This is a genomic window from Pseudomonas costantinii (assembly GCF_001870435.1).
Classification (GTDB): Bacteria; Pseudomonadota; Gammaproteobacteria; order Pseudomonadales; family Pseudomonadaceae; genus Aquipseudomonas; species Aquipseudomonas costantinii.
The window spans coordinates 22040-46057 of sequence record NZ_MDDR01000028.1 but is presented as its reverse complement, the minus strand read 5'-3'; the positions used below and the strand labels follow the sequence as shown (position 1 = coordinate 46057).

Annotated in this window: 20 protein-coding genes; 13 read left to right on the top strand and 7 right to left on the bottom strand. The window is 61.6% G+C overall.

All coding sequences use genetic code 11. The features are described from left to right. Window positions 1-2: 2 nt before the first annotated feature. Window positions 3-1985: a sigma-54 interaction domain-containing protein gene (locus BFL40_RS13940; RefSeq protein ID WP_071484541.1), complete on the bottom strand. Its 1983-nt coding sequence runs from the start codon at window positions 1983-1985 to the stop codon at window positions 3-5. 184 nt (window positions 1986-2169) lie between these two features. Between BFL40_RS13940 and BFL40_RS13935 the strand changes: the two genes are divergently transcribed. The 3 genes from BFL40_RS13935 to BFL40_RS13925 are packed head-to-tail and all read left to right on the top strand — an operon-like array spanning window position 2170 to window position 4917. Continuing rightward, a complete protein-coding gene (locus tag BFL40_RS13935) occupies window positions 2170-3189 on the top strand; it encodes a Gfo/Idh/MocA family oxidoreductase (protein WP_071484540.1) in 1020 nt (339 codons plus the stop codon). After that, on the top strand, window positions 3186-3971 hold the full coding sequence (locus BFL40_RS13930; RefSeq protein WP_071484539.1) for a TIM barrel protein: 786 nt from the start codon (window positions 3186-3188) through the stop codon (window positions 3969-3971). Before BFL40_RS13935 ends, BFL40_RS13930 begins: the two co-directional genes overlap by 4 nt. Before the next feature lie 19 nt (window positions 3972-3990). Next, window positions 3991-4917, top strand: coding sequence for a sugar ABC transporter substrate-binding protein (locus tag BFL40_RS13925; RefSeq protein WP_071484538.1), 927 nt, complete (start codon window positions 3991-3993; stop codon window positions 4915-4917). A 38-nt stretch (window positions 4918-4955) separates the two neighbouring features. Here the strand turns inward: BFL40_RS13925 and BFL40_RS13920 are convergent, their stop codons facing one another. Then, complete coding sequence (locus BFL40_RS13920) at window positions 4956-5864, bottom strand: LysR family transcriptional regulator (RefSeq protein ID WP_071484537.1); 909 nt, start codon at window positions 5862-5864, stop codon at window positions 4956-4958. A 204-nt stretch (window positions 5865-6068) separates the two neighbouring features. Between BFL40_RS13920 and BFL40_RS13915 the strand changes: the two genes are divergently transcribed. Then, window positions 6069-6479 carry a helix-turn-helix domain-containing protein gene (locus BFL40_RS13915; protein WP_071484536.1) on the top strand — a complete coding sequence of 137 codons (411 nt, stop codon included), beginning with the start codon at window positions 6069-6071 and terminating at the stop codon, window positions 6477-6479. 58 nt (window positions 6480-6537) lie between these two features. After that, window positions 6538-9300 (top strand): ATP-binding protein, encoded by a 2763-nt coding sequence (locus BFL40_RS13910; protein ID WP_071484535.1) that lies wholly within the window; start codon window positions 6538-6540, stop codon window positions 9298-9300. On the opposite strand, the gene BFL40_RS13905 is transcribed toward BFL40_RS13910, so the two are convergent. Both BFL40_RS13905 and BFL40_RS13900 read right to left on the bottom strand, forming a co-directional pair. Next, entirely contained in the window at window positions 9196-10746 is a 1551-nt protein-coding gene (locus BFL40_RS13905) for an ATP-binding protein (protein WP_074851536.1), read from the bottom strand. The genes BFL40_RS13910 and BFL40_RS13905 overlap by 105 nt on opposite strands. A gap of 95 nt (window positions 10747-10841) precedes the next feature. Next, window positions 10842-11792: a GlxA family transcriptional regulator gene (locus BFL40_RS13900; protein WP_071484533.1), complete on the bottom strand. Its 951-nt coding sequence runs from the start codon at window positions 11790-11792 to the stop codon at window positions 10842-10844. Window positions 11793-11972: 180 nt separating this feature from the next. Here BFL40_RS13900 and BFL40_RS13895 point away from each other — a divergent pair, with 180 nt between their 5' ends. Both BFL40_RS13895 and BFL40_RS32970 read left to right on the top strand, forming a co-directional pair. After that, the gene (locus BFL40_RS13895; RefSeq protein ID WP_071484532.1) at window positions 11973-12695 is read left to right on the top strand and encodes a pirin family protein; all 723 of its coding nucleotides are present in this window, start codon (window positions 11973-11975) and stop codon (window positions 12693-12695) included. 145 nt (window positions 12696-12840) lie between these two features. Continuing rightward, window positions 12841-13227, top strand: a complete 387-nt coding sequence (locus BFL40_RS32970; protein ID WP_074851538.1) for a hypothetical protein — start codon at window positions 12841-12843, stop codon at window positions 13225-13227. A gap of 61 nt (window positions 13228-13288) precedes the next feature. Here the strand turns inward: BFL40_RS32970 and BFL40_RS13885 are convergent, their stop codons facing one another. Then, window positions 13289-14293: a quinone oxidoreductase family protein gene (locus BFL40_RS13885; protein WP_071484531.1), complete on the bottom strand. Its 1005-nt coding sequence runs from the start codon at window positions 14291-14293 to the stop codon at window positions 13289-13291. Between the two features lie 102 nt (window positions 14294-14395). Here BFL40_RS13885 and BFL40_RS13880 point away from each other — a divergent pair, with 102 nt between their 5' ends. Then, window positions 14396-15259 carry a LysR family transcriptional regulator gene (locus tag BFL40_RS13880; RefSeq protein WP_071484530.1) on the top strand — a complete coding sequence of 288 codons (864 nt, stop codon included), beginning with the start codon at window positions 14396-14398 and terminating at the stop codon, window positions 15257-15259. A gap of 1 nt (window position 15260) precedes the next feature. Here the strand turns inward: BFL40_RS13880 and BFL40_RS13875 are convergent, their stop codons facing one another. Beyond that, window positions 15261-16220 carry a GlxA family transcriptional regulator gene (locus BFL40_RS13875; RefSeq protein WP_071484529.1) on the bottom strand — a complete coding sequence of 320 codons (960 nt, stop codon included), beginning with the start codon at window positions 16218-16220 and terminating at the stop codon, window positions 15261-15263. A gap of 108 nt (window positions 16221-16328) precedes the next feature. On the opposite strand from BFL40_RS13875, the gene BFL40_RS13870 reads away from it, so the two are divergent. Beyond that, window positions 16329-16871 carry an acyl-CoA thioesterase gene (locus tag BFL40_RS13870; RefSeq protein WP_071484528.1) on the top strand — a complete coding sequence of 181 codons (543 nt, stop codon included), beginning with the start codon at window positions 16329-16331 and terminating at the stop codon, window positions 16869-16871. Window positions 16872-16888: 17 nt separating this feature from the next. Here the strand turns inward: BFL40_RS13870 and pvdP are convergent, their stop codons facing one another. After that, window positions 16889-18517 carry a pyoverdine maturation tyrosinase PvdP gene (gene pvdP / locus BFL40_RS13865; RefSeq protein ID WP_071484527.1) on the bottom strand — a complete coding sequence of 543 codons (1629 nt, stop codon included), beginning with the start codon at window positions 18515-18517 and terminating at the stop codon, window positions 16889-16891. A 142-nt stretch (window positions 18518-18659) separates the two neighbouring features. On the opposite strand from pvdP, the gene pvdM reads away from it, so the two are divergent. From pvdM to BFL40_RS13845, 4 genes are all read left to right on the top strand, one after another. Continuing rightward, window positions 18660-20009 (top strand): pyoverdine-tailoring dipeptidase-like protein PvdM, encoded by a 1350-nt coding sequence (gene pvdM / locus BFL40_RS13860; protein WP_071484526.1) that lies wholly within the window; start codon window positions 18660-18662, stop codon window positions 20007-20009. A gap of 19 nt (window positions 20010-20028) precedes the next feature. Beyond that, on the top strand, window positions 20029-21300 hold the full coding sequence (gene pvdN, locus BFL40_RS13855) for a pyoverdine-tailoring periplasmic protein PvdN (protein WP_071484525.1): 1272 nt from the start codon (window positions 20029-20031) through the stop codon (window positions 21298-21300). A 31-nt stretch (window positions 21301-21331) separates the two neighbouring features. After that, window positions 21332-22204, top strand: a complete 873-nt coding sequence (pvdO, locus tag BFL40_RS13850) for a dihydropyoverdine dehydrogenase (RefSeq protein ID WP_071484524.1) — start codon at window positions 21332-21334, stop codon at window positions 22202-22204. A 143-nt stretch (window positions 22205-22347) separates the two neighbouring features. After that, complete coding sequence (locus tag BFL40_RS13845) at window positions 22348-23997, top strand: cyclic peptide export ABC transporter (RefSeq protein ID WP_071484523.1); 1650 nt, start codon at window positions 22348-22350, stop codon at window positions 23995-23997. Window positions 23998-24018: the final 21 nt, after the last annotated feature.

Sequence of the window (24018 nt, the reverse complement as noted above, 5' to 3'; positions counted from 1 at the left end):
CCTCACAGCCTCCTGAAGTCCCCGGCACTCAAGCCAAACCGGCTCATCTTGTTGTACAGCCCGCCGCGCGACACCTTCAGTTGCCGGGCGGCCAGGCGGATATTGCCGCCAGTGTCCTTGAGCGCGGCGACGATGGCGTTCATTTCATGACTGCTCAGGTCCTGCGCGGGCTGAGGTTCGTATAGGCGCTGCGCTGCTCGCGGCTTGGTTTCCAACGGCAAATCCGCAGGCTGGATCAGCTCACCCATCGCCAGATTGGTCGCCCGCTCGATACTGTTTTCTAATTCGCGCACATTGCCCGGCCAAGCGTAAGCCGACAGCAGCTCCAACGCTTCAGGCGAAAAACCCTGCACCGATTTACGCAGCGAACGCGCGCAGCGGCCAAGAAAATGCCGTGCCAGCAGCGGGATATCTTCACGGCGCATGCGCAGCGGTGGCACGGTCAGGTTCAGCACGTTAAGCCGGTAATAAAGGTCTTCACGAAACGCGCCCTCGGCCACCGCCTGGCTCAGGTTACGGTGGGTCGCCGCAATGATGCGCACATCCACCTGACGCGAGTTTTTCGCGCCCACACGGGTGACTTCACCTTCCTGCAAAACCCGAAGCAAGCTGACTTGGGCGTCGAACGACATGTCGCCAATCTCATCCAGAAAAATGGTCCCGCCATCAGCCAATTCAAACTTACCCGCCGAGCCGCCACGGGCCGACCCCGTGAAGGCGCCCTCGACATGGCCGAACAATTCACTTTGCACCAGATCCCGGGGAATCGCGCCGCAGTTGACCGCTACAAACGGGCCCTTATTGCGCTCGCTGCCGTTATGAATCGCCTGGGCGAACAACTCCTTACCGGTACCACTTTCCCCGAGGATCAAGGTGGTGGAATCACTGCGACTGGCGATGCGCCCCAAGTGCAGCGCGTCTTGGATCGCCCGCGAATGACCCTGGATGGTTTCGAAGGTGTAACTGGCTTGGGTGCCGATGATGCGTCGGGTGATTTCGCGAATACGCCGATTCTCCCGCAGCGACACGATCACCCCACCCTGATCCAGCGGGCACACCGAAACCAGGCAGGCGAGCTGGCTGCGATCCTGCAAATGAAAGGTGCAATCCAGGTCGCGCACCGCCTCCCCGCCGCGCAGCAGGATAGCGTCACTCAACTCGCTGCGGCCCAAGCGTTGGAACGGGCTGCCGAGCAACTCCAAACCGACCCCGAACAATTGCCGAGCGTAGCGGTTGAGCGCCTTGATGCAGCCACGCTCATCCAACACCACCAGGCCTTCGTTGAGCACTTCGAGCACGGCTTGCTGTTCTTCCAATAGTGCCTGAAGCGCCATCTGCCGCGATACCGCTTCGGCCGCCGCTTGTACGGTGCCCAGGGTATGAAAGTGAAACCAGCCGGGCTCGGCGGTAAGGGTCAGCATGGCCAAGGTCTGGCCCTGGGCATTTTTGATCGGCGCAGCGGCGCAATGCATGCGGCGTTGGCGCAAACCGCTGCCGAAATTTTCCTCGGCCAGCACATACACCAAGTGGTCTTCGGCCAGGGCCAGCCCGGTGCAGTTGGTGCCTTGGACCGACTCCAGCAAGCGGCTACCGACCGGCGTGATATCCAACCCGCAAAAGTACAGGGTGGTGCCGTCAGTATCGGTGAGGTTGATATGGCCCCGAGGGTTGTAGGCCAGCAAGCCCTGCATCACTTGCGCAGCGGCAGCGATCAGCACGCGGTGAGTCGCCAGGGCAGCAGCCAAGGCTTGGGGGGCGACAAAACGATATTGGTTGTCATTGGGATCGATACCGGCCTCGACACTGCGCCGCCACGAATCCCAGATCACCTGCCGGACATCGGCCGGGCGTTCGACCTGGCCGGCCAGGCAATCGCGCCACGCCCGTTCCAGCACGGCGACGGGACCGTCATTCAGCGCCGCAGGTCCCAGGGCCGTCAGGTAATCGAGGTCTTGTACGCTGAACGCCATGGGGGCCGGGGTCATCAGGAGTATCCATGTTCATATTTTCGACATGTCAGTATAGACATGTCATAAAAATGAACACATTTTGTTTATGATTTTTTATAACTTATTGAATATAAACAACTTATAAATTGGCATAGCGTTTGCTTTTTCCCCTCTGCCGATCAGGAACGTCCTGAGGCCAACAATAAGAAGGGGTCATTTCATGAGTACACAGAACATCCGCCTGGGTTTGATCGGTGCCGGTCGCATGGGCAGCTTCCACGGCCTCACCGCCGCCCGGCACATCCCCGGCGCCAGCCTGACCGCCATTGCCGACCCCACCCCCGGCCAGGCTGCACGCCTCGCGGCTGAATTGGGCGTGGACAAGGTCTACACCGAACCACAGCAGTTGTTAGACGACCTGGATATCGACGGCGTACTCATTGCCGCCCCCGCCCGCAGCCATGCCGAATTGGTAATCAGCGCCGCCCGCGCCGGCAAGGGGATCTTCTGCGAAAAACCCATGGCCATCACCCTGGACGAGGCCGACCGCGCCATCGCGGCCGCCGCCGATGCCCGCGTGCCGCTGCAAGTCGGTTTCAACCGGCGTTTCGCCAAAAGCTTCCGTACCGCCCACCTCGACGTGGCTGCCGGCCGCATCGGCACACCACAGCTGTTGCGCTCGCTGACCCGCGACCCGGCACTGAATAACCCCGCCGCCTCGCCGCAGTGGGTGATTTTCCTGGAAACCCTGATCCACGACTTCGACACCCTGCGCTACCTCAACCCCGGCGCCGAGGCGGTGCAGGTCTACGTGATGGCCGACGCGCTGATCGCACCCGCCTACAAAAGCAAAGGTTTCCTCGATACCGCCGTGGTCGCGATCCGTTTCGACAACGGTGCGATTGCCACCGCCGAGGCCAACTTCCAGGCGGTGTATGGCTACGATGTGCGCGGCGAAGTGTTCGGCAGCGAGGGCATGCTGACCATGGGCAGCCTCAACGACTCCGACCTGGTGCGTTACCTTGCCCACGGCATCCAGGCCGATACCCAGCGCATGGACACCGACCTGCTGCGCGACGCCTATATCGCCGAGCTCAACCACTTTGTCGACTGCCTGCGCACCGGTGCCAAGCCCCTGGCCAGCGGCGAAGATGCACGCGCCGCCCTGGCGATTGCCCGCGCCTGCATCGAGTCATTCGAGCAAGGCAAACCGGTGGCCGTGCAAGGAGCCCGCGCATGAGCTTTGTCCCCTTCAAGCTGGCGATCAGTGCCGAGATGGTGTTCCTCGACCTGCCCTTCGTCGAACGCGTCAAACGCATCCATGCGCTGGGTTTCAGTGCTGAAATCTGGAACTGGACCAACAAGGATATCGCCGCACTCGCGGCCACCGGCGCGGACTTCACCTCCATGACCGGCTATATCAGCGGCAATTTCATCGACTCCGACGGTATCCGGCAACTACTCGACAGCGCCCGCGAATCCCTGGGCGTGGCCGAGCGCCTGAACTGCCCCAGCCTCAACCTGCATGGCACCGGCCTGGGCGACCAAGGCTTACCGGTGCAGCCCGTCACTCAAACGACAGGCCGCATGTGGCTGAGTGCCTGCAAGACCCTGGAAAAAATCGCCCGCCTGGGCGAAGACGCGGGCCGCGTGTTCCTGCTGGAAAACCTCAATACCGAAGTCGACCACCCCGGCACCCCGTTCGCCCGCGCCGACGACACCCTAGCACTGATCGAAGCGGTGGGCAGTCCGCACTTGAAGATGAACCTGGACCTGTACCACGCGCAGATCGGCGAAGGAAACCTGATCGAACTGATCCAACGCGCGGGCTCTTCTATCGGTGAAATCCAGGTAGCCGACGTACCTGGACGCAAGGAGCCTGGCACCGGCGAGATTCACTATCCTGCCATTGCCAAGGCCTTGCATGCCATGGGCTACACCGGCGTGGTCGGCCTGGAAGGCTGGGCCAGTGGCGACAGCGAACTGGCATTGGAGCGTTTCCGCCAAGCGTTCACCCTATAACAATAAAAGGAACACCCTCATGCATCGCTATTCATTGATAGTTGCCACGTTGTTACTGCTGTTCAGCCAATGGACCTTCGCCGCTTATCGCATCGGCGTGAGCATTGCCCGGGTTGACGATAACTTCATGACCTACGTGCGCAACGGCCTGGAGACCGCCGCCAAGCAGCAGGACGTACAGATTCAGTTCGAAGACGCTCAAGGCGATGTGGTGCGCCAGCTCAACCAGGTCGAAGGCTTTCTCAACCAGAAGGTCGACGCGGTGATCGTACTGCCGGTGGACACCGCCGCCACCGCCAACATGACCCGCGCAGCCGTCGCCGCGAAGACGCCACTGGTGTACGTCAACCGCCACCCGGACGAACGCACCCTGCCTAAAGGCGTGATCACCGTAGCCTCCAACGACATCGAGGCCGGGCAATTGCAGATGCGCTACCTCGCCGAGAAACTCGGCGGCAAAGGCAATGTGGCGATCATCATGGGTGACCTCGCACAAAACGCCACCCATGACCGTACCGAAGGCGTCAAACAAGTGCTCAAGGACTTTCCCGGCATCAAGATCGTCGAACAGCAAAGCGCCGAATGGCAACGCAACAAAGGCATGGACCTGACCAGCAATTGGCTGTTGGCGGGTACGCAGTTCGACGCAATTGTCGCCAACAACGATGAAATGGCTATCGGCGCCGCGATGGCGTTGCAGCAAGCCGGCAAGGCCAAGGGCGATGTGGCGATTATCGGCATCGATGGCCTGCCCGACGGCCTGGCGGCGATCAAGCGTGGCCTGCTCACCGCATCGGTATTCCAGGACCCCAAGGCCCAGGCGACCCAAGCGGTGCAATCGGCGATCAGGATGATCAAGGGCCAGCCGATCGAATCCGAGGTTTGGGTGCCGTTTGAGCTGATCAAGCCCGAGCAAGTGGCGGTCTTCGAGCAACGCTATAAGTAACACTCCAAACCGCCGTGTCGGCCATCAGGCCGACGCGGTCAAAGTACCCGCGACATATGCTCGCCTATACGCGTTCTCAACCAACGCTCCGCCGGATCATTGTCGTGCACCCCGCTCCACACCATCGACAACTCCGCTGCATCGATGGCGAACGGCGGATCTTCAGCACGCAAGGTGGTGCCCTCGGTCAATGCGCACGCCGCATAATCCGGCACCGTCGCAATAATCTGCGTCCCGGCCAACAGCGCACGTAACCCACTGAACTGCGGCACCGCCAACACCACCCGCCGCGCCCGGCCAATGCGCGCCAGATCAAGGTCGATATTGCCGCTCAGATCCCCGGAAAACGACACCATCGCATGCGGCCGTTCGCAGTAGTCATCCAGGGTCAACGGCGCCACCCCATGATCCCCGCGCAGCACCTTGCAGGGAATATCCCGCAGTTTCTTGCGCTTGGCATTTGCCGGTAATTCGGTGGTGTAACTCACCCCCACCGAAATTTCGCCACTGGCGAGCAATGCCGACATCAACAAGTAATTGGCGCGGCGCACCACCACGATAATCCCCGGTGCCTCTTCGCGCAGTTGGCTGAGCAACGGCGGAAACAGGCCAAACTCGGCGTCATCGGACAGGCCGATACGAAACACCGCACAACTGCTGGAAGGGTCGAAATCCTTGGCGCGGCTGACGGCGCCTGAAATGGTGTCCATGGCCGGTTGCAGCTCCTTGAGTATCGCCACTGCGCGTGGCGTGGGTTCCATGCCCCTCCCGTTGCGCAACAGCAACGGGTCATCGAACAAATCCCGCAACCGCCCCAACGCTGCACTCACGGCAGGCTGGCCCATAAAGAGTTTTTCGGCGACCCGAGTCAGGTTTTTCTCGAACATCAACGCTTCGAAAATCACCAGCAAATTCATGTCGACGCGGCGCAGGTCGTTGCGGTTCATGGCGCTATCCAAACGGTTTTCAAGCCGCCAGATAAACATGCCAATCGACACGTTGATTGCACATCTGTGCTGTCTTTTCTGCGTCATAACCTGACGAAATTAACAACGATTAACTCGTCAGCCGGACGGTCCGGCGCCAAGAATGGAGCGATCTACACTGGTTCCATTCACCGGGAACGCTCCCATCGACTGCGGATATTTGTCATGGCCCGACTTGAGTCCTGTACTCCCCGATTACCCGCGACCGGCGGCCTATGCCCCCGGCGCGAACGTATTGCCAAACAACTGATCCTCGCCAACCTGGGCGAAAGCCTGGCGATCGCCGACCTGGCCCAGGCCTGTGCACTGTCGCGCAGCCATTTTTCTCGCGCCTTCAAGTGCACCACCGGGCTGTCGCCTCAGGAATGGATTCGTCAACAACGTATTCGACGGGCCAAGGAGCTGATTACCGGTTCCTCCTTAAGCCTGACGCAGATCAGCCTGGAGTGCGGTTTTTGCGACCAGGCGCACTTCTGCCATATGTTCACGCGCAGCGAAGGGGTTAACCCGATGACCTGGCGAAATCGCCAATCGCTTCACACGCTGCGTCACACACCACAAGTGATCGCGGCCTAGTGGTCTGCACACGCCTGGAATATGCTGGCCTGACACTTTTCCCAGAGCATGGGCATCCATGAGCGACCTCGGCGACCAGGCCGTGCATTTCGGCCCCTACCGCATCCACCCGCGCCAACGCCTGGTGCTGGAGGCCGGTCGTCCGTTGCGCCTGGGGCGACGAGCGGTGGAGATCCTGCTGATCCTGCTGGAACACGCCGGCAATGTGGTGAGCAAGCAAGAACTGATCGCGCGGGTGTGGCCCAAAAACGTGGTGGAAGACGGCAACCTGCGAGTGCATATGGCGGCCTTGCGCAAGGCGCTGGGCGACGGCCAGGCCGGGCAGCGCTATATCGTCACCGTGGCCCAGCGTGGTTACAGTTTTGTTGCGCCACTGAGCATCGAACCGATGACGCTACCCACCGACGGCATCCCCCAAAGCCAGGGCCATAACCTGCCACTGCGCCGTACGCGGATGATCGGCCGCCAGGCGCTGATCGATGCACTGGTGCAGCAACTGCCGCAGCAACGCTTTATCACCCTGACCGGCGCAGGTGGCATCGGCAAGACCACCGTGGCACTGCGGGTCGCGGAATTGCTGATCGGGCATTACCGCGACGGTATTCACCTGCTGGACCTGGCGCCGCTCAGCGCGCCGTCGATGATCCTGCCCAACCTCGCCGCCCTGCTCGACCTCAAGACCGCCGAGCAGGAACCGCTGGCCGTATTTGCACACAGCCTGCACGAGCGCCAGTTGCTGCTGGTGATCGACAACTGCGAACACCTGCTCGACGACATCGCCCTGATCAGCGAAACCCTGCTGCGCCATGTGCCTGAGTTGCACATCCTGGCCACCAGCCGCGAGGCATTGCGGGCCGAGGGTGAGTCAGTGCAGCGCCTCGAACCCCTGGCCTGCCCGCCCACCACCGGCAACCGCGCCCAGGCGATGGGCTACCCGGCACTGCAATTGCTGATTGAGCGGGCGATGTCCCATCAGGAAAGCTTTGAACTCAGCGAAGCCGAACTGCCGTTGGCGATTGATATCTGCCAACGCCTGGACGGTATTCCTCTGGCGATCGAACTGGTGGCAGCGCAAATTGAACGCTTCGGCCTGCCGGGCTTGCTGGCGCAGATGGAAGACAATTTTCGCCTGCTCACCCGTGGCCGGCGCAGCGCCCTGCCCCGTCAGCAAACCCTGCGTGCGACGCTGGATTGGAGTTTTGATTTGCTCACACCGTGCGAGCAAATTTGTCTGCGGCGCCTGGCGGTGTTTCGTGGCGGGTTCAGCCTGGCCAGCGCTGCGGCGGTGATTGCCGGGGAGCACATCGCGCCGACCGAGGTGCTGGGGTCGATCACTCAGTTGGTGGCCAAGTCACTGCTGAATGTGGAGGCCGGCGATGATGAGATGGTCTATCGCCTGCTGGATATCACCCGCACGTATGCCTTGGAAAAACTCAGCGTTGCCAAAGAACTGGAAAACACCCGTGAGCGTCACGCGGCACGCTGCCTGGCACTGATGGACCAAGCGCGGGACGACTGGGAACTGATCGCGACCCAGCCCTGGATCGACCGCTATGCGCCGCTGCGCGAAGACATCCGCGCCGCCCTCGACTGGTGCCTGAGTGACCAGGGTGTGCACCTGCTGGGGATTCGCCTGACCGTCAGCGCGATGCCGCTGTGGCAGGAATTGTCGTTGCTGCGCGAGCACGGTCTGTATGTGAGCAAGGCCTTGGCGCGGCTCATGCAGTCCACCGAGCCGAACCGGCGCTTGCACATGGCGCTGCAATTGGCGTTGGGCAGTTTTTCCTATCACACCCAGGGCGGTACGCCGCAGACCGTCGAGGCGTTTGACTGCGCGCGACGCCTGGCGGAGGCAGAAAAGGACCTCGCCGGTCAGCTACGCGCAGTATCGGGCCATATGGCGGTCAACCTGTGCAGTGGCAACTATCGCGAGGCGTTGGCGCAGAGCCTGTACTTCGATCAATTAGGGCCACAAACCGCCCCCCTATTGGCGTTCAGCGCCCAGCGCCTGCGGGTACTGGCGCAACATTTTGCCGGTAACCAGACACTGGCGCTGCAAAACGCTGAGCATGTGATCCAACGCATGGCCCAGAGCGGCCATCTCAATCGGTTTACCCATGGTTTTGGCGTGCAGTACGACCAGAGCGTGGCCTCGCTGACGATCCTCGCGCGCATTCTGTGGCTACGGGGTTTTCCCGAGCGTGCCTGGCGCACGGCGAGCCAGGCCCTGGAGCTGGCACTGCAGATCAACCACGGCACCTCGATCTGCTACACCCTGGCCCTGGCCGGTGTGGTGATCGCCCGCTACAACGGCAACACTGCCTGCGCGCGCTCGCTGCTGGACCTGTTGCGGCAACAGGCACAAAAACACTCGGTGCAGTTATTCCACACCTGGGCTCGGCATTACGAGGGCACGGCACCGCCGGAGGATCTGCATGGATTGGGGCTGGTCCAGGACATCCTGATGACCTTCAGTGACGCCCCGGCGGATGACGCTGTATTTGAACGCGCCAGAAGCGGCGTGGCCGGTTGGTGCACACCCGAGATTCTGCGGGTACGGGCCGAGGCACTGCATGACACGCGCGCAAGTGAAGCGCTGCTGCTGGAGGCCCTTGGCCTGGCGCATCAACAAGGCGCCCTCGCCTGGGAACTGCGCAGTGCAACTTCATTGGCGCGATTGTGGCAAAGCCAGGGGCGCCTGCAAGCGGCCCGTGAGCTATTGAACGGGGTCTACGGGCGATTTACCGAAGGCTTTGCTACCCACGATCTGATCCGCGCACGCAGCCTGCTCAACGAGTTGCAAGACAAACGGCCGGCCTGAAAACGGTCCCAGGTAATGCCCATAGCCCTGCTGCAAACGTGCCACCTGCGCCGGGTCGCGCAGTTGCGCCAGGGCATAGCTGCGCACGCTGTTGAGCAAGCGGTAGCGCTCGGGACCGGGGCCCGGCTCCACCACCAGCAACGAAGTACCGACCAGGCGTGCCAGCAGGTAGGCCAGGTCGGCGTGTTCCAGTTCGGTGCCTGCGACCAGTTCGCTCAACGTCGGCAAGGACACCGCCATTTTGAACAGCCCCAATTGCAGGAATAACCAACGCTGCGGCAGGCTCAAGCGCTCATAACTCCACCCCAGGGCAGCGGCCAGGGATTGGTGACGTTCCACCGCCGTGCGCCGGCCACGGGTCAGCACCTGCAAGCCCCTTTGCAATTGCGTCTGCAAGCCGTGTATTCCCAGGGCATCGACCTGAGCGGCTGCCAGTTCAAGGGCCAGGGGAATACCATCGAGGCGTCGGCAGATATCGCGCAGCGGCGCCAGGTCCTGGGGCCGCAAATCAAACCCCTGCTGACCGGCGCGCACCCGCGCGACAAACAACTGCACCGCCGGGTACGCCATCGCCTGCTCGACGCTCCCCCAGGCCGACGGCATTGGCAGCGCCAGCCTGGGCACGCGTTGTACCCATTCACCGGGGACCTGCAAGGCCTCACGACTGCTCAACAACACCGCCACCTGAGGCGCCCGCTCGCGCAGGGTGCGCACCCAGTGACGGCAGGCGCCGAGTAACAAGTCGGCGCCATCCAGCACCAGCAGGAGTTGACGCGCGGCCAACTGGTTGCACAGTTCAGCGGCGCTGCCACACGGCTCAAGGTCCATCGCCTTGGCCAGGTGTCGCAGCATCGCCACTGGTGCCTCTACCGTCGACAAGTCCACCCACCACACACCGTCGCGATAACGCGGCAACACACGTTCGGCCAGGGCCAGGGCCAAGGTGCTTTTGCCCACGCCGGCGCAACCGGTGAGGGTCATCAAAGGTTGTGCACTCAAGCGCCGTACCAGCACGCCCAATAGCTCGTCGCGGCCGATCACCGGGCTGAGTCTCGCGGCCAGGTTGTGCCTGGGCATCGCTGTCGGGAGCATCTGCGGCGCAACGCAGCAATAGCCGCGCTGCGGTTCATTGCGGATATAACGCGGCCCATCCAGCGCACGGCGCAATGCAGCGATATGCACGCGCAGGTTGTTCTCTTCCACCACACTGTTCGGCCAGACCCTGGCGATCAGGGTGTCCTTGCTGACAAATTGCCCTGGCGCCTCCAGCAGCACCGCCAGGATATCCAGCGCACGCCCACCCAATGGCACCGGCAGGCCTGACTTGCTGACCAAGCGTTGTTGTCGGTGAAAGGTGTAGGGGCCGAAGCTCACTGCGTGTGGGTTGTTCATGCCTGTAAAAACGCTGAAACACCCGGTCTTGGGCGTTCGCGCATCCTTTTCCATGGGCTTGACGTTATCTTGCCAGCTACCCGTGACAGGACAATGCCGACACGGGGAGCAATACGGACAATCGGGTGCGCGAGACGGACATCCTGTCGTTAACTGAACTGCTGTCGGTACTGAGTAGGGTTCAAGCCAAGCTTTTCACTGAACAAAAAGCGCATATGCCGCACGCTGCCGAAACCTGCGTGAAAAGCCACGGTCTTGAGCGGCAGGTCGGTGGTTTCCAGCAGGTGCCGGGCACGGTCGATGCGCGCGCCTTGCAGGAAGGCCATCGGTGTTATCTGCACCTCCTTGGCGAACAACCGCGCAAAGTGGCGTGGGCTCATGCCCGCAAGCTCAGCCATGGAATCAATGGTGAACGGCTGATCCAACTGGGCCAGCACTTGGTTCTGCACCCGGGTGATCGGCGTTTCCAGCGGGGCGACGGCAGCGGTCATCGGGCTGAACTGGGCTTGGCCACCCTGGCGTTTCATCACCACCAGCAGCACCTTGGCCACGTCCACTGCCACCTGCTTGCCGTGGTCCTGGGCGACGATCGACAGCGCCAGGTCGATACCGGCCGTAACCCCACCCGAGGTGATCAACCGTCCGTCTTGCAAATAAATACGATCGGTTTCGACGATGGCCTTGGGAAAACCCTTGATCAGGCGTTCGGTGTAGTGCCAGTGAGTGGTTACGCGGTGGCCGTCGAGCAGCCCGGCATGCCCCAGTACAAAGGCGCCGGTGCAGATCGAGCCGAACCGCCGCGCGCGAGGTGCTGCGGCCTTGAGCCACGGCAGCAGTGCGGGATGGCATTCGTTGTAGGCACCCGGCCCACCGGGCACCAACAACAGGTCATAGCCGTCGTGAGCCTGATCCAGCAGCAGGTCGGGCTGCACCACCACGCCATTGGAGGCACGCAAAGGGCCCGGCTCGGTGCCGATGGTCAGGATCTGGTAGTGGGCCGCCGCCGGCAGGTAGCGGTTGGCAATGGAAAACACTTCGAGTGGCCCGGCCATGTCGAGCAGGAGGAAGTCCGGGAACAGTGCCATGGCCACGGTTTTCATAAAGAGAAACGTCCATCTGGAAGGAATGCGGTGGACATTATGGCACGTCTCTAACTGTCAACCTTAAAGAGACAGTTATTCAAATTCTATCTTATTAATGAATTTATCAGTAACCATTAACCTTCTTCTCAACGCAAGAGCCCTGCATCTCGCAGCCCGCTCCGACTTGAGGACACCACCATGCTGACCCTTCGCAAAGCTTCCGAACGCGGCGCCGCCAATCACGGTTGGTTGAAGTCGTTCCACACCTTCTCGTTCGCCAATTACTGGAACCCCAACGAGCAGGGTTTCTCCGACCTGCTGGTGATCAATGATGACCGCGTCGCCGCCGGCAAAGGCTTCGGCCAGCACCCGCACCGCGACATGGAGATTTTCTCCTATGTGCTCGAAGGCGCCCTGGAACACAAGGACACCCTGGGCACCGGCTCGGTGATTCGCCCTGGTGATGTGCAACTGATGAGCGCCGGCAGTGGCGTGGCCCACAGCGAGTTCAACCACAGCCAGAACCGTGGCGTGCACTTCCTGCAAATCTGGATCGTGCCGAATGTGGCGGGTACCAAGCCGCGCTATCAGCAAGAGCACTTCAGCGAGGCGCAGAAACGTGGGCGCTTGCAGTTGATCATCTCGCCGGATGGCGCCGATGGCTCACTGCATGTTCGCCAGGATGCGCGGGTGTATGCCGGGTTGTTCAACGGCGACGAAGCCGCAAGCCTGGACTTGGCACCGGACCGTCACGTGTACCTCCATGTGGCCCGGGGCAGCGTTGAAATCAATGGCCAGCGCTTGCAGGAAGGCGACGGCGCCCGAGTGCGGGATGAACGGCAGATCCGCCTGAGCCATGGCGAAGATGCCGAGGTGCTGGTATTCGACCTGCGCCCTCAGGAACTGCCGCAGATGCCATGACCGCCTCCACGATGGCCCTTTGAGAGGGGCCATCGCTGGCGTCGATAGTCACCATCATCGCAATGAAGTTCTCTAAAAAAATCCAACGCGTAACATCAAACCCATACCCAGCGGCACCCAACTAAAACACTCGGAGCACACTCTCATGAAACGCCAAATCTTGCTTAGCCTCGCTTTCTCGGTACTCGCTGCAAACGCTTTTGCTCACCCTGTTGTCGCTGAAGGCGGCGCGGATCGCCTGATCGAAAGCCGTGTTGCCGAGGGTGGTGCTGACCGCCTGCAAGGTAACCGCGTCGCTGAAGGTGGTTCTGATCGCCTGCTGGAGCGTCGTGTTGCTGAAGGTGGCGCGGATCGCCTCCAAGAACGTGGCCTGGCTGAAGGCGGTGCTGATCGCCTGCAAGAACGCGGTCTGGCTGAAGGTGGTGCCGATCGTCTGCAAGCACGCGGTCTGGCTGAAGGCGGTGCCGATCGTCTGCAAGCACGCGGTCTGGCCGAAGGTGGTGCTGACCGTCTGCTGAGCAACCACGCATAATCCTCGCGGTTCGCGGGGCACCCCAAACCGGCCTGATCAGCCGGTTTTTTTTCGTCCACGATTAGTGCAAGTCGCGGTCAACCCACATCACCGCCTTGCCAATCTGCTGCCGTGCCTCGATGCGTTCGTGCACCTGCTGCACCGTCTCCAGCGTGTAATGCCCTTCGATATCCACCGTCAACGACCCTTCGAGCATTGCCGCGAACACTGCATTGGCACGCCGTTGCACGGTAGGGCCATCGGCCATATGGTCGGCCAGCCGAGGCCGCGTTAAAAATAATGAGCCGGCTTCCCCCAGTTCAATCGGGTCCAGGTCTGTCAGCGAACCCGAGACATTGCCGTAGTTGATGATCAGCCCGCGCGTGCGACACGCCCGGAAACTGTCACGCAGTGTGGTTTTGCCCAGCGAATCGAAGACCACGTCCACCCCTCGCCCGCCCGTGGCTTCCAATACGTGGTCGGCAAACCGCCCTTTGTCATACGTCCAGGCTTGATGGGCGCCGCGCTGCAGGGCAATCGCACATTTTTCAGGTGTGCTGCCGGTGGTAAAAACCGTCGCCCCCAACTGACGTGCCATCTGCACCAGCAACTGGCCGATGCTGCCGGACGCGGCTTGAATCAAGCAGGTGTCACCGGCCTGTAGTCGCGCCACATCATCAATCAGGTAGTGAGCGGTGCAGCCCTGAAACATCGCGGCGGCGGCCTGATCGAACGGGATGGCATTGGGAATCTGCGCCACCTTGTCCGCCGGTACATTGGCGTATTCGGCATACGCACCCCAGGCGATACACCAGGCCACTCGATCGCCCACGGCCAAATGGCTGACGCCTGCGCCCACTTCCACCACGACGCCCGCGCCCTCCATGCCCAACGTGCAAGGCAGGCGCACCGGGTAGGTCATCGATTGCGCGTATTTACCTTGGCGGGTGTGGATGTCCATAAAGTTGATACCGGCACAGGCAACCTTGACCAGCACATGCCCGACGCTGACGTGGGGCTTGGGCACGTCGTGGCGCAATTGCGCAACCTCAGGGCCGCCGTAAGTTTGCAGGGTGATGGCTTTCATCGGGGAACAACTCCGTTTGCACTGGGAAGCGGCCATGGTAAAAGGACTTATTCAGTAGGAAAATTCCCCAATCACTCACATCCTCCGTGCGGAAATAACCCGATGTTCGATTGGCAGGATCTGTATTACTTCACCGTATTGGCACGCACCCAGTCGCTGTCGGCGGCCGCCCGCGAGTTACAAGTGGAACACGCCACCGTTGGGCGCCGCGTCGATGCGCTGGAAAAAGCCCTCGGCGTGAAGCTGGTGGATCGCCTGCCGCGCAGTCGGCCGCTGACCGCCCAAGGTCTGGCGTTGGCTGAGCTGGCAGCGGGCATGGGCGAGATGGCCACCGACGTGATGCGTCTGTCCCGCGTCGCCTCCATCGAAATGGCCGGCACGGTACGAGTCAGTTGCCCACCGTCCATCGCCAACCACTGCATCGCACCCCATGTAGCGCGACTGCGTGCGCAGTACCCGCAACTGAATCTGGTGTTAATCCCCTCGACCCAACTGGCAGCACTGGACAAGGGCGAGGCCGACATCGCCTTGCGTACCGTGCGCCCTGATGAGGACGCGCTGGTACGCCGCAAGGTTGGCATCGTGCGCTTCGGGCTCTACGGCTCGCCCGAACTCAAGCAACTGCCCGCCGCCCAATGGGCGTTCATCGCCTACGACGGCAGTCGCGACCACTTGCCCCAGCAAGCGTGGATGCACCAGTTGCGCGGCCACCGCCCGATCGTGTTTGCCGCCAGTGAGTTGATCACCCAGCAAATGGCAGCCCGCGCTCAAGTCGGCGCGGTGGTGCTGCCGACGTTGGTGGGCGATCACGACCCGTTACTGGTCAGGCTGCCCGCCGCCACCGACGGTCCGGCACGTGATATCTGGCTCACGGTATACCCGGATATGCGCCGCTCACCGTCGGTGAAAGTGGTGATGGAGTTTCTGGTCGAGTGCATCGAAGGTGAGCCGCAACTGCGCCGCTGAGTCAGCCCAGGGCACTGAGGAATTTCTTGCGATACGCCGCAGGCAGCACCCCCACCCGCTGCTGGAACAATCGGCGAAACGAGTTGCTGTCTTCATAGCCCACCGCATAGGTGATGCTCTCCAGGGTCATGCGGGTAGACTCCAGCATCTGCTTGGCCCGCTCCAGACGCAGGGTTTGCACGTACGCAATCGGCGTGTAGCCGGTGGCGTCCTTGAAGCGTCGCTTAAAGTTGCGCACACCAAAACCAAAGCGCTGCGCCACCTCGTCGATCACCAGCGACTTGGCGAAGTGCTGCTCCAACCAGTGCTGCACCCGCAGGATCTCTGCATCGCCGTGGCTCTTGGGCAGCGACCACATGGCATACACCGACTGCTCGGTGCGCACCTTGTCGATCAACAGGTATTTGCCGCAGGTCTGGGCCAGTTCCGGCGAACCGAAGCGACGGATCAGGTGCAGCATCAAATCCATCGCCGCACTGGCGCCGCCAGAGGTGATCACGCGGTTTTCTTCGCAAAGGATCTGTGTGTCATCCAGCATCACGTCCGCATAGCGCCGCCGGAAAGATTCGGCAAGCGCCCAGTGGGTGGTGGCCCGCAAGCCTTGCAACAGACCGCCCTCGGCCAACAGAAATGCACCGGTGCACATCGAGGCCAGCACCGCCCCCTGGGCATGCTGTTCGCGCAGCCAAGGGCCGTACGCAGAAAACCTCGGCAAGGCTTCTTTCAAGGTGAAGAGAAAGCCTGGGATCAGTACCAGGTCGGTCTGCGGTATCTGTGCCAGTGCGCGATCCACCTGAAAACACTGCCCGCCCCAGACGCTCACTGGCTGCCCCTCCAACGAAGCCGTCACCACTTCAAAGGGTGGGCTGTCGGCAAACAGGTTGGCGGCGTTGAGCATCTCCAGGGCCATGGTGGCGCTGGCGGCGGAACAGTGATCAGCCAGAAGCAAAGTAATGTGCATAAAAGGAGCCTGCTTGCGCTTTTCGCATGGAATGAGTCATTTGCGCACCTACCTTAGCTGATTCGACGCCCCTACAGTGACGCCACTGATCAACTGCCTGGCGTACTTATGAATCTCTGGTTTCGATTGCTGTACATGCTGTGCCGTCGCCCATGGCGCAAACCTGCCCATGGCCTGGCCACGACCGTGGTGCGTATGCGGGTCTGGCCGCTGGACCTGGACATCAACCGGCATGTCACCAATGGCCGGTATTTCTCGTTGGCGGACGTCGCGCGGATGGATTTGGTATTGCGTACCGGCGCATTTCGCGTGGCCCTGCGCAACAAGGCATTACCGGTCGTGGGCGATACCTGGGGCAAGTTTCGCCGGGAATTGAAGCTGTTCGAGGTGTTCGAGGTGCACAGCCGCATGCTCGGCTGGGACCACAAATGGAGTTTTATGGAGCACCGTTTCATCAGCAAAGGCCGGGTGGTTGGTGTGGTGGTGATGCGCGGGCTGTTCCGCTCAGCCAAGGGCATCCTGCCCCCGGCGGATTTTGTACGGGAGCTGGGCCTGGCCGAAGCGTCGCCGCCGATGCCGCAGTGGCTGAGCGACTGGGCAAAGAGTTGCGATGACATGAGCCTGCAGTTGCGCGAAGAAGAGCAGGCCTGAAGTCATGGCGTTGGTGCTTACGCCTCCCGCGCCTTGACCTTCAAGTGCCGCGCATACCACGGCCGCTGCGGCACGCGTTTGAACAGTCCCTTGAGCAGGTCCTCATCGGAACCAAAGGTGATCCGCAGCGCCAGCTTCATGATTTCGGGGTCCATCTCCATCGACCGCCCCGCCTGCAAACCGGGTGTGGTGCTGCAGCCATGGGTGTCCGGCCCCAGCCAGGGGTCGCCGACTTCGACCCAACGCCCCGGCGCAAACCACTGCACTCCATTGACCTCCAGCCGGCTGACCTCTCCCGGGTTGAATCGCTCGTGGGCCCGAAACCAGTCCTCGACACGATCATCGATCCAGCCATGGAAGTGCCAGAACACCGGGTTGACGTGGGATGAAAACGGATCGCCGAGAAAGTCGTTTTCCGGCGCATACCAACGCGCGGCAAAATCCGCCGGGTCGCGGGCGAACGGCACCGGGCCGCCGTTGGACGGGTCACGCGGCACCGAGGCCCAGCGCATGTGCAGCCAGTCATGCAGGCCCAACTCCATCTCGGAACCCAGCTGCCCCAGGCTCAGTTTGGCCAAGTAGCGCGGGTCGCGGTATTGGGACTCCCAAACCTCAAAGTTGCTGTGGTAAGTCTCGGCCGCCTTGATATCGCTGACCCACTGGGTGTAGACGCTGTCGCCAGAGGCAGACCAGGTGGGCGGCAGCGCGAAACCGTCATGGTTGTCGAAGTAACGCACAAAGCCCAGGCGATCACGCTCCAGCGCCGGTTGTGGTTCCGGGAATGCCGGCCATGAAGGCAGGTCCTGCATTGAGCGGGCGGTGCCGAGCATATGCCGGTGCATGAAGAAGAAGTCGATACCCGAGCCGTTGCGGTCCTTACGGTTACCCCGCGCGTCGCGCTCCTGACCACGTGGCCCGGGTTGCCAACCGATACCGCGCAGGGCGTCGCGCTTTTCTTCGGACAACTTGTGCCACTGATCACGGGTGGCATGCCACAGCTGGTGGAACAGGCGGTGCTCGGGGGAAATCAGCCACGCCAGCAGGGTCGGGTTGAGGCCGATGCGCTGACGGGCTTCGGGAAACAGTTGCTTGTGGGCGATGAAACGGCTGTCACGCTCGGTCAATGCCAGGGGGCGGTCCAGGTTCAGGATCTGCCCACTGAGGGTGGCACTGCCGGCATTGCCGAAGTTGGCCCAGACTTCATCGAGGGTCATCTTGAACTCATAGGCTGGCGCCTGATCAACCGCGTCGCGGTCGATCAGGCGCCAATAGAGCAAGGCACCCTCGCCCGTCAGCAGATCACCCAACACCCGGTAACGAGGTTCGCCATCGGCTCGCAGGTGCTCGGCGGTGTCCAGGTAGCCACGCAAGCCTCGACCACGCGGTGCTATGTCCAGCAGCAGCTCCAGGCCTTGCAGCGGCAGGCCCTTGAGGCCGGCATCACGCCCTTCCAGCCGTAAGCTCCACACGCCGCGCAGGGTATTCGCCAGGTGTTGGCCGCGGGTGTCGGCCAGGTCCACCGTCGCTTCGCCGGGGGTGATCGGAAATTCTTCACGCGTCAGCTCGCGATGGGCATAAAAGGCCGCCGGCACGGCAGCACCCGTCAGCGCCAGGCCTGCGATGAACCCACGTCGAGAGATCGTCATTGTCTACCTTAGGAAACGGCTTAATCAGAGCTAGAACGTTTGCCCGTGCGCAAAATTTACCGCCTCACGGCCATCGCCTAAATTTCTCCTGCCATCACTCGTTCTTCCCAGATAGCAAAGGCCTCAACTGACTGAGATGGCAATGACAAAACCACGTTCGAAAAAGGCGCTGTATCTCGGCCTGCCACTGGCACTGGCCGTCAGCGCCGGGGCCGGTTTCCTGGCCTGGGATCACTGGTTCAAGGGCAATGCCGGCTACCCGCTGGAGGTGATCAAGCAGGCCAATGAAATGCAGGACCGCCTGCTGTCGTTCGACAGCCATATCACCGTGCCCCTGGATTTCGGCACCGCAGGCTTTGAGGCCGACAAGGATGGCAGCGGGCAGTTCGACCTGGCCAAGACCAGTCGAGGGCGCCTCTCGGGGGCGGCCCTGACGATTTTCGGCTGGCCGGAAATCTGGAACGGCGCCAATGCGCCGCACAATCCCACGGATGGTTTTGTCGAAGAAGCCCGCCATGAACAGGAGACCCGCTACAAGATCATCTCCGGCATGGTGCGCGACTATCCCAACCAGGTCGGCATTGCCTACACCCCGGATGATTTTCGGCGCCTGCATGGCGAGGGTAAGTTTGCGATTTTTATCAGCATGCTCAATGCCTACCCGCTGGGTAATGACCTGAACCAGTTGGACCTGTGGACGGCACGCGGCATGCGCATGTTCGGCTTCAGTTATGTCGGCAACAACGCCTGGTCCGACTCGTCGCGCCCACTGCCGTTTTTCAATGACACCACCGACGCCCTCGAAGGGCTCTCGCCCATCGGCCAGCAAGCGGTACATCGCCTCAATGACCTGGGGGTGATCATCGATGTGTCGCAGATGTCGACCAAGGCCCTGGAGCAGGTGGCGCAGTTGAGCCGCACGCCGATAGTCGCCTCCCACTCGGCGCCGCGCGCCTCGGTGGATATCCCGCGCAACCTCAGCGACAAAGAGCTGCAACTGATCAAGAACAGTGGCGGCGTGGTCCAGGTGGTGGGCTTCCCCGCCTATTTGCGCCCACTGAGCCAGCCGACCCAGGACAAGCTCAATGCCCTGCGCGCACGTTTTGATTTGCCACCGCTGCCTAATCTGGCCGTGGCCTTGATGCCGGGTGACGCGATTATTGCCGCCTGGTCCGAGCAAAAATTCGGCCAGTACGCCAGCGCGCTGTACGCCATCCTCGAAGAAGAACCCAAGGCCACGCTCAAGGACCTGGGGGATGCCATCGACTACACCGTGCGCAAGATCGGTATCGATCACGTCGGCATTGCGTCGGACTTCAACGACGGCGGCGGTATCAAAGGCTGGGAGAACGTGGGTGAAGTGCGCAACGTCACCGCCGAACTGATCCAGCGCGGCTACTCCGAAGCCGACATTGCCAAGCTGTGGGGAGGCAACTTCCTGCGCGTGTGGGACCAGGTACAAAAAGCCGCCAAGCCATTGGCCAACCGCTAATTACCCGCGAAGTAAGTCCATGACCGACCGCCGTACATTTCTCAAGCAAGCCGGTGTATTTGCCGCCAGCCTGCCGCTGGGCGCCGCCATCCTCCCCCAGGCCATGGCAGCCAACCCGACAGACAGCCCATGGACGGGGCTCAAGCAACTGTTCAATCAGGACCCGAACTACCTGCACTTCTCCAACTTTCTGGTGGCGTCGCACCCCAAGCCGGTGCGCGACGCCATCGAGCGCTACCGCCTGCAAATCGACCGCAACCCTGGGCTGGCGATGGACTGGGACCTGCAGGAAACCTGGAAGCGTGAAGGCCAGGTACGCGAATGGGCCGGTCGCTACCTGAACGCAAAACCTGCGCAGATCGCCCTCACCGGCAGCACTTCCGAAGGGTTGGCGATGATCTATGGCGGGATCAAGGTGCGGCCCGATCAAGAGATCCTCACCACCGTTCACGAGCACTACGCCACGCATAACTGCCTGGATTTTCGCGTGCTCAAGGAAGGCACCCAGGTGCGCCGGATCAGCCTGTTCGAGAACGCGGCCCGGGTGTCCGTCGACGAAGTCCTCGGCAACATCAAGCGCAATATCCGCCCCAACACCCGCGTACTGGGCATGACCTGGGTGCAGTCCGGCAGTGGCGTGAAGCTGCCGATCGGCGAAATCGGCAAGCTGGTGGACGAGCACAACCGCAACCGTGACGACAAGGACCGCATCCTGTACGTGGTCGACGGCGTGCACGGGTTTGGCGTGGAAAACCTCGACTTCCCGGATATGCATTGCGACTTCTTTATTGCCGGCACCCATAAATGGATGTTCGGCCCACGCGGCACCGGATTGGTGTGCGCCCGCGACGCCGAGAATAAATACGTCACGCCGATGGTGCCGACCTTCTCCGAAGACACCAATTTCGCCACCACCATGACCCCCGGCGGCTACCACGCCTTCGAACATCGCTGGGCGGCCGATGAAGCCTTCAAGCTGCATTTACAACTGGGCAAGGCGCAGGTGCAGACGCAAATTCATGCGCTCAACACCGAGCTGAAAAATCAGCTGCTGGCTCACCCGAAAATTGAACTGGTCACCCCACGCAGCCCTGACCTGTCAGCCGGTTTTACCTTCTTCCGGGTCAAGGGCCAGGACAGCCGCGAGGTCGCCGCCTACATGATGAAAAACCGCGTGGTGATCGATTCGGTGTATCGGGATGCCGGCCCGGTGGTGCGCACCTCGCCCGGCCTGCTCAATAGCACCGACGAAATCCAGCGCTTCATGGCGTTGCTGAGCCCGCGCGCGTGACACCCCTTTTTTCTTTGAACGAGATGCCCACATGAAACCATCCCGACTCAAACCCCTGGCGGCTCTGGCATTGACCACCCTGTGCGGCGCCCTGCTGCCCAACCTGGCGCAGGCCGCCACGCCACAACCCGGCAAGGTATTCAAGGACTGCAAGGACTGCCCGGAAATGGTGGTGCTGCCTGCCGGCACGTTCACCATGGGCACCCCGGAAGACGAGGTGGGCCGCGAACCGGACGAGGGCCCGATGCATGACGTGACGTTCGCCAAACCCTTCGCCATGAGCCGCTTTCAAGTGACTGCGGGCGAGTGGGACAGCTACGTGCGCCAGTCCGGGGTGAAGATTGCCAATGGCGATGAACGCCCCGGCCGTGAATGCGTCGCCAGCAAACCCCGCTATCCACAAGGGCCGCGCCAGCCGGCGGTATGCATGGACTTCCAGGACGCAGAACACTACGCGGCCTGGTTGTCGAAAAAAACCGGGCAGCGCTACCACCTGGTCAGCGAAGCCCAGCGCGAGTACGCCGCGCGCGCGGGCTCGACCGGTCCATTCCCCTTCCCGTTCGATGAAGGCAAGGGCTACAGCATCGCCAAGCATGCCAACACCTACGGCCCGGCGGACGGCTACAGCTACTCGTCGCCGGTGGGCAGTTACCCGCCGAACGCGTTTGGTATGTATGACATGCACGGCAACGTCTACGAGTGGACGGCCGACTGCTTCAACGACGATTACATCGGCGCGCCAACGGATGGCAGCGCCTGGCTGACCGGCAAGTGCGAATTCCGGCGCATCCGTGGCAACGACTGGGGCGAGGCCCCGGTGTTCTCCCGCTCCGGCAACCGCAACGCGCTGATTCCGGACAATCGCGGCGACTGGATCGGCTTTCGCGTGGTGCGGGACTTGTAAGGCCGCCCGTTAAATTAAACCTCCCCCCCATCGTTTTACAGGTGTGCACGATCCGCCCAGCGCGGCGTGCCACCGCCCTCTACGCCACCCAAGCCACACCGCGACCGACGCGGCGCAGGCCATTCTTCCAGCAGGGAACCTCCATGAGCAAACAGACACGCGGGGTGATCAATGAATTGTTCACCCTGCTCAAACCCTTTCGACTGATTGTTGTGACCTCCATTCTGCTCGGCATGGTCGGCGGCCTCAGCGTCACGGTGTTGCTGGCCACTATCAATAATGTGCTGCACAGCGACAGCGGCCTGAGCAACACCGTGGTCGGTGCCTTTGCCGGGCTTTGCCTGTTGGCACTGGTCAGCTCGATTTTTTCCGACATCGGCACCAACTATGTCGGCCAGAAAATCATCGCCAAGCTGCGTAAGGAACTGGGGGAGAAAGTACTGTCGGCGCCGATCGAGCAGATCGAGCGCTACCGCAGCCATCGGCTGATTCCGGTGCTCACCCATGACGTGGATACCATCAGCGACTTTGCCTTCGCGTTTGCGCCACTGGCGATTTCCCTGACCGTGACCCTGGGCTGCATGGGCTACCTGGCGATGCTGTCCTGGCCGATGTTTCTGATCATGGTCGTGGCGATCATCATCGGCACGGTGGTCCAGTACATTGCCCGCGGCCGAGGAATCAAAGGCTTCATGCAGGCGCGCGACGCCGAAGACGAATTGCAAAAGCACTACAACGCCATCGCCGAGGGCGCCAAGGAGTTGCGCATCCATCGTCCGCGCCGGCATCGCATGTTTGTCTCGGGGATCGAGCGCACCGCGGACAATATCTGCGATATGCAGATCCGCTCGGTGAATATTTTCGTGGTCGCCAAGACCCTGGGCTCGATGCTGTTTTTCGTGGTGATCGGCCTGGCCCTCGCCTTGCAATCGTTGTGGCCGAGCGCCGACAAATCGGTCATGAGCGGGTTTGTCCTGGTGCTGCTGTACATGAAAGGCCCGCTGGAACACTTGATTGGCACGCTGCCAATCGTCAGCCGGGCACAGATTGCGTTCCGCCGCATTGCCGCGCTGTCGGAACAGTTCTCTTCGCCGGAACCCCATCTGTTGCTGAGCGACCCGTCTCACCAGAAGACGCCCGTGCACAGTCTGGAACTGACCGACGTGTCCTACAGTTTCCCGCCCTCTGAAGGCAGCGCCCCCTTCCGCCTGGGCCCGGTGAACCTGAAGATCGAGACAGGCGACATTGTGTTTATCGTCGGCGAAAACGGTTGCGGCAAGACCACGCTGATCAAGCTGCTGCTGGGTCTCTATGCACCGCAGCAGGGTGAGATTCGTCTCAACGACCACGTGATCAGCGCGGTGAACCGCGATGACTATCGCCAATTGTTCACCACGATTTTCGCCGACTACTACCTGTTCGACGATGTGGTGCAGGGCGATACCCATATCCCCGAAGACGCCAACACCTACCTGCAGCGCCTGGAAATTGCCCACAAGGTCAGCGTGCTGGATGGCAAATTCACCACCACCGACCTCTCCACCGGCCAGCGTAAACGCCTGGCACTGGTCAATGCCTGGCTCGAAGAACGCCCGGTACTGGTGTTCGATGAATGGGCGGCGGACCAGGACCCCACCTTCCGACGGATTTTCTACACCGAGCTGCTGCCGGACCTCAAGCGCCTGGGCAAGACCATCATCGTGATCTCCCATGACGACCGTTACTTCAACGTCGCCGATCAATTGGTGCGCATGGAAGCCGGAAAAGTCCTCACCGAACTGCAACCGGCCTAAATAACTTTAATTCTCATCTGG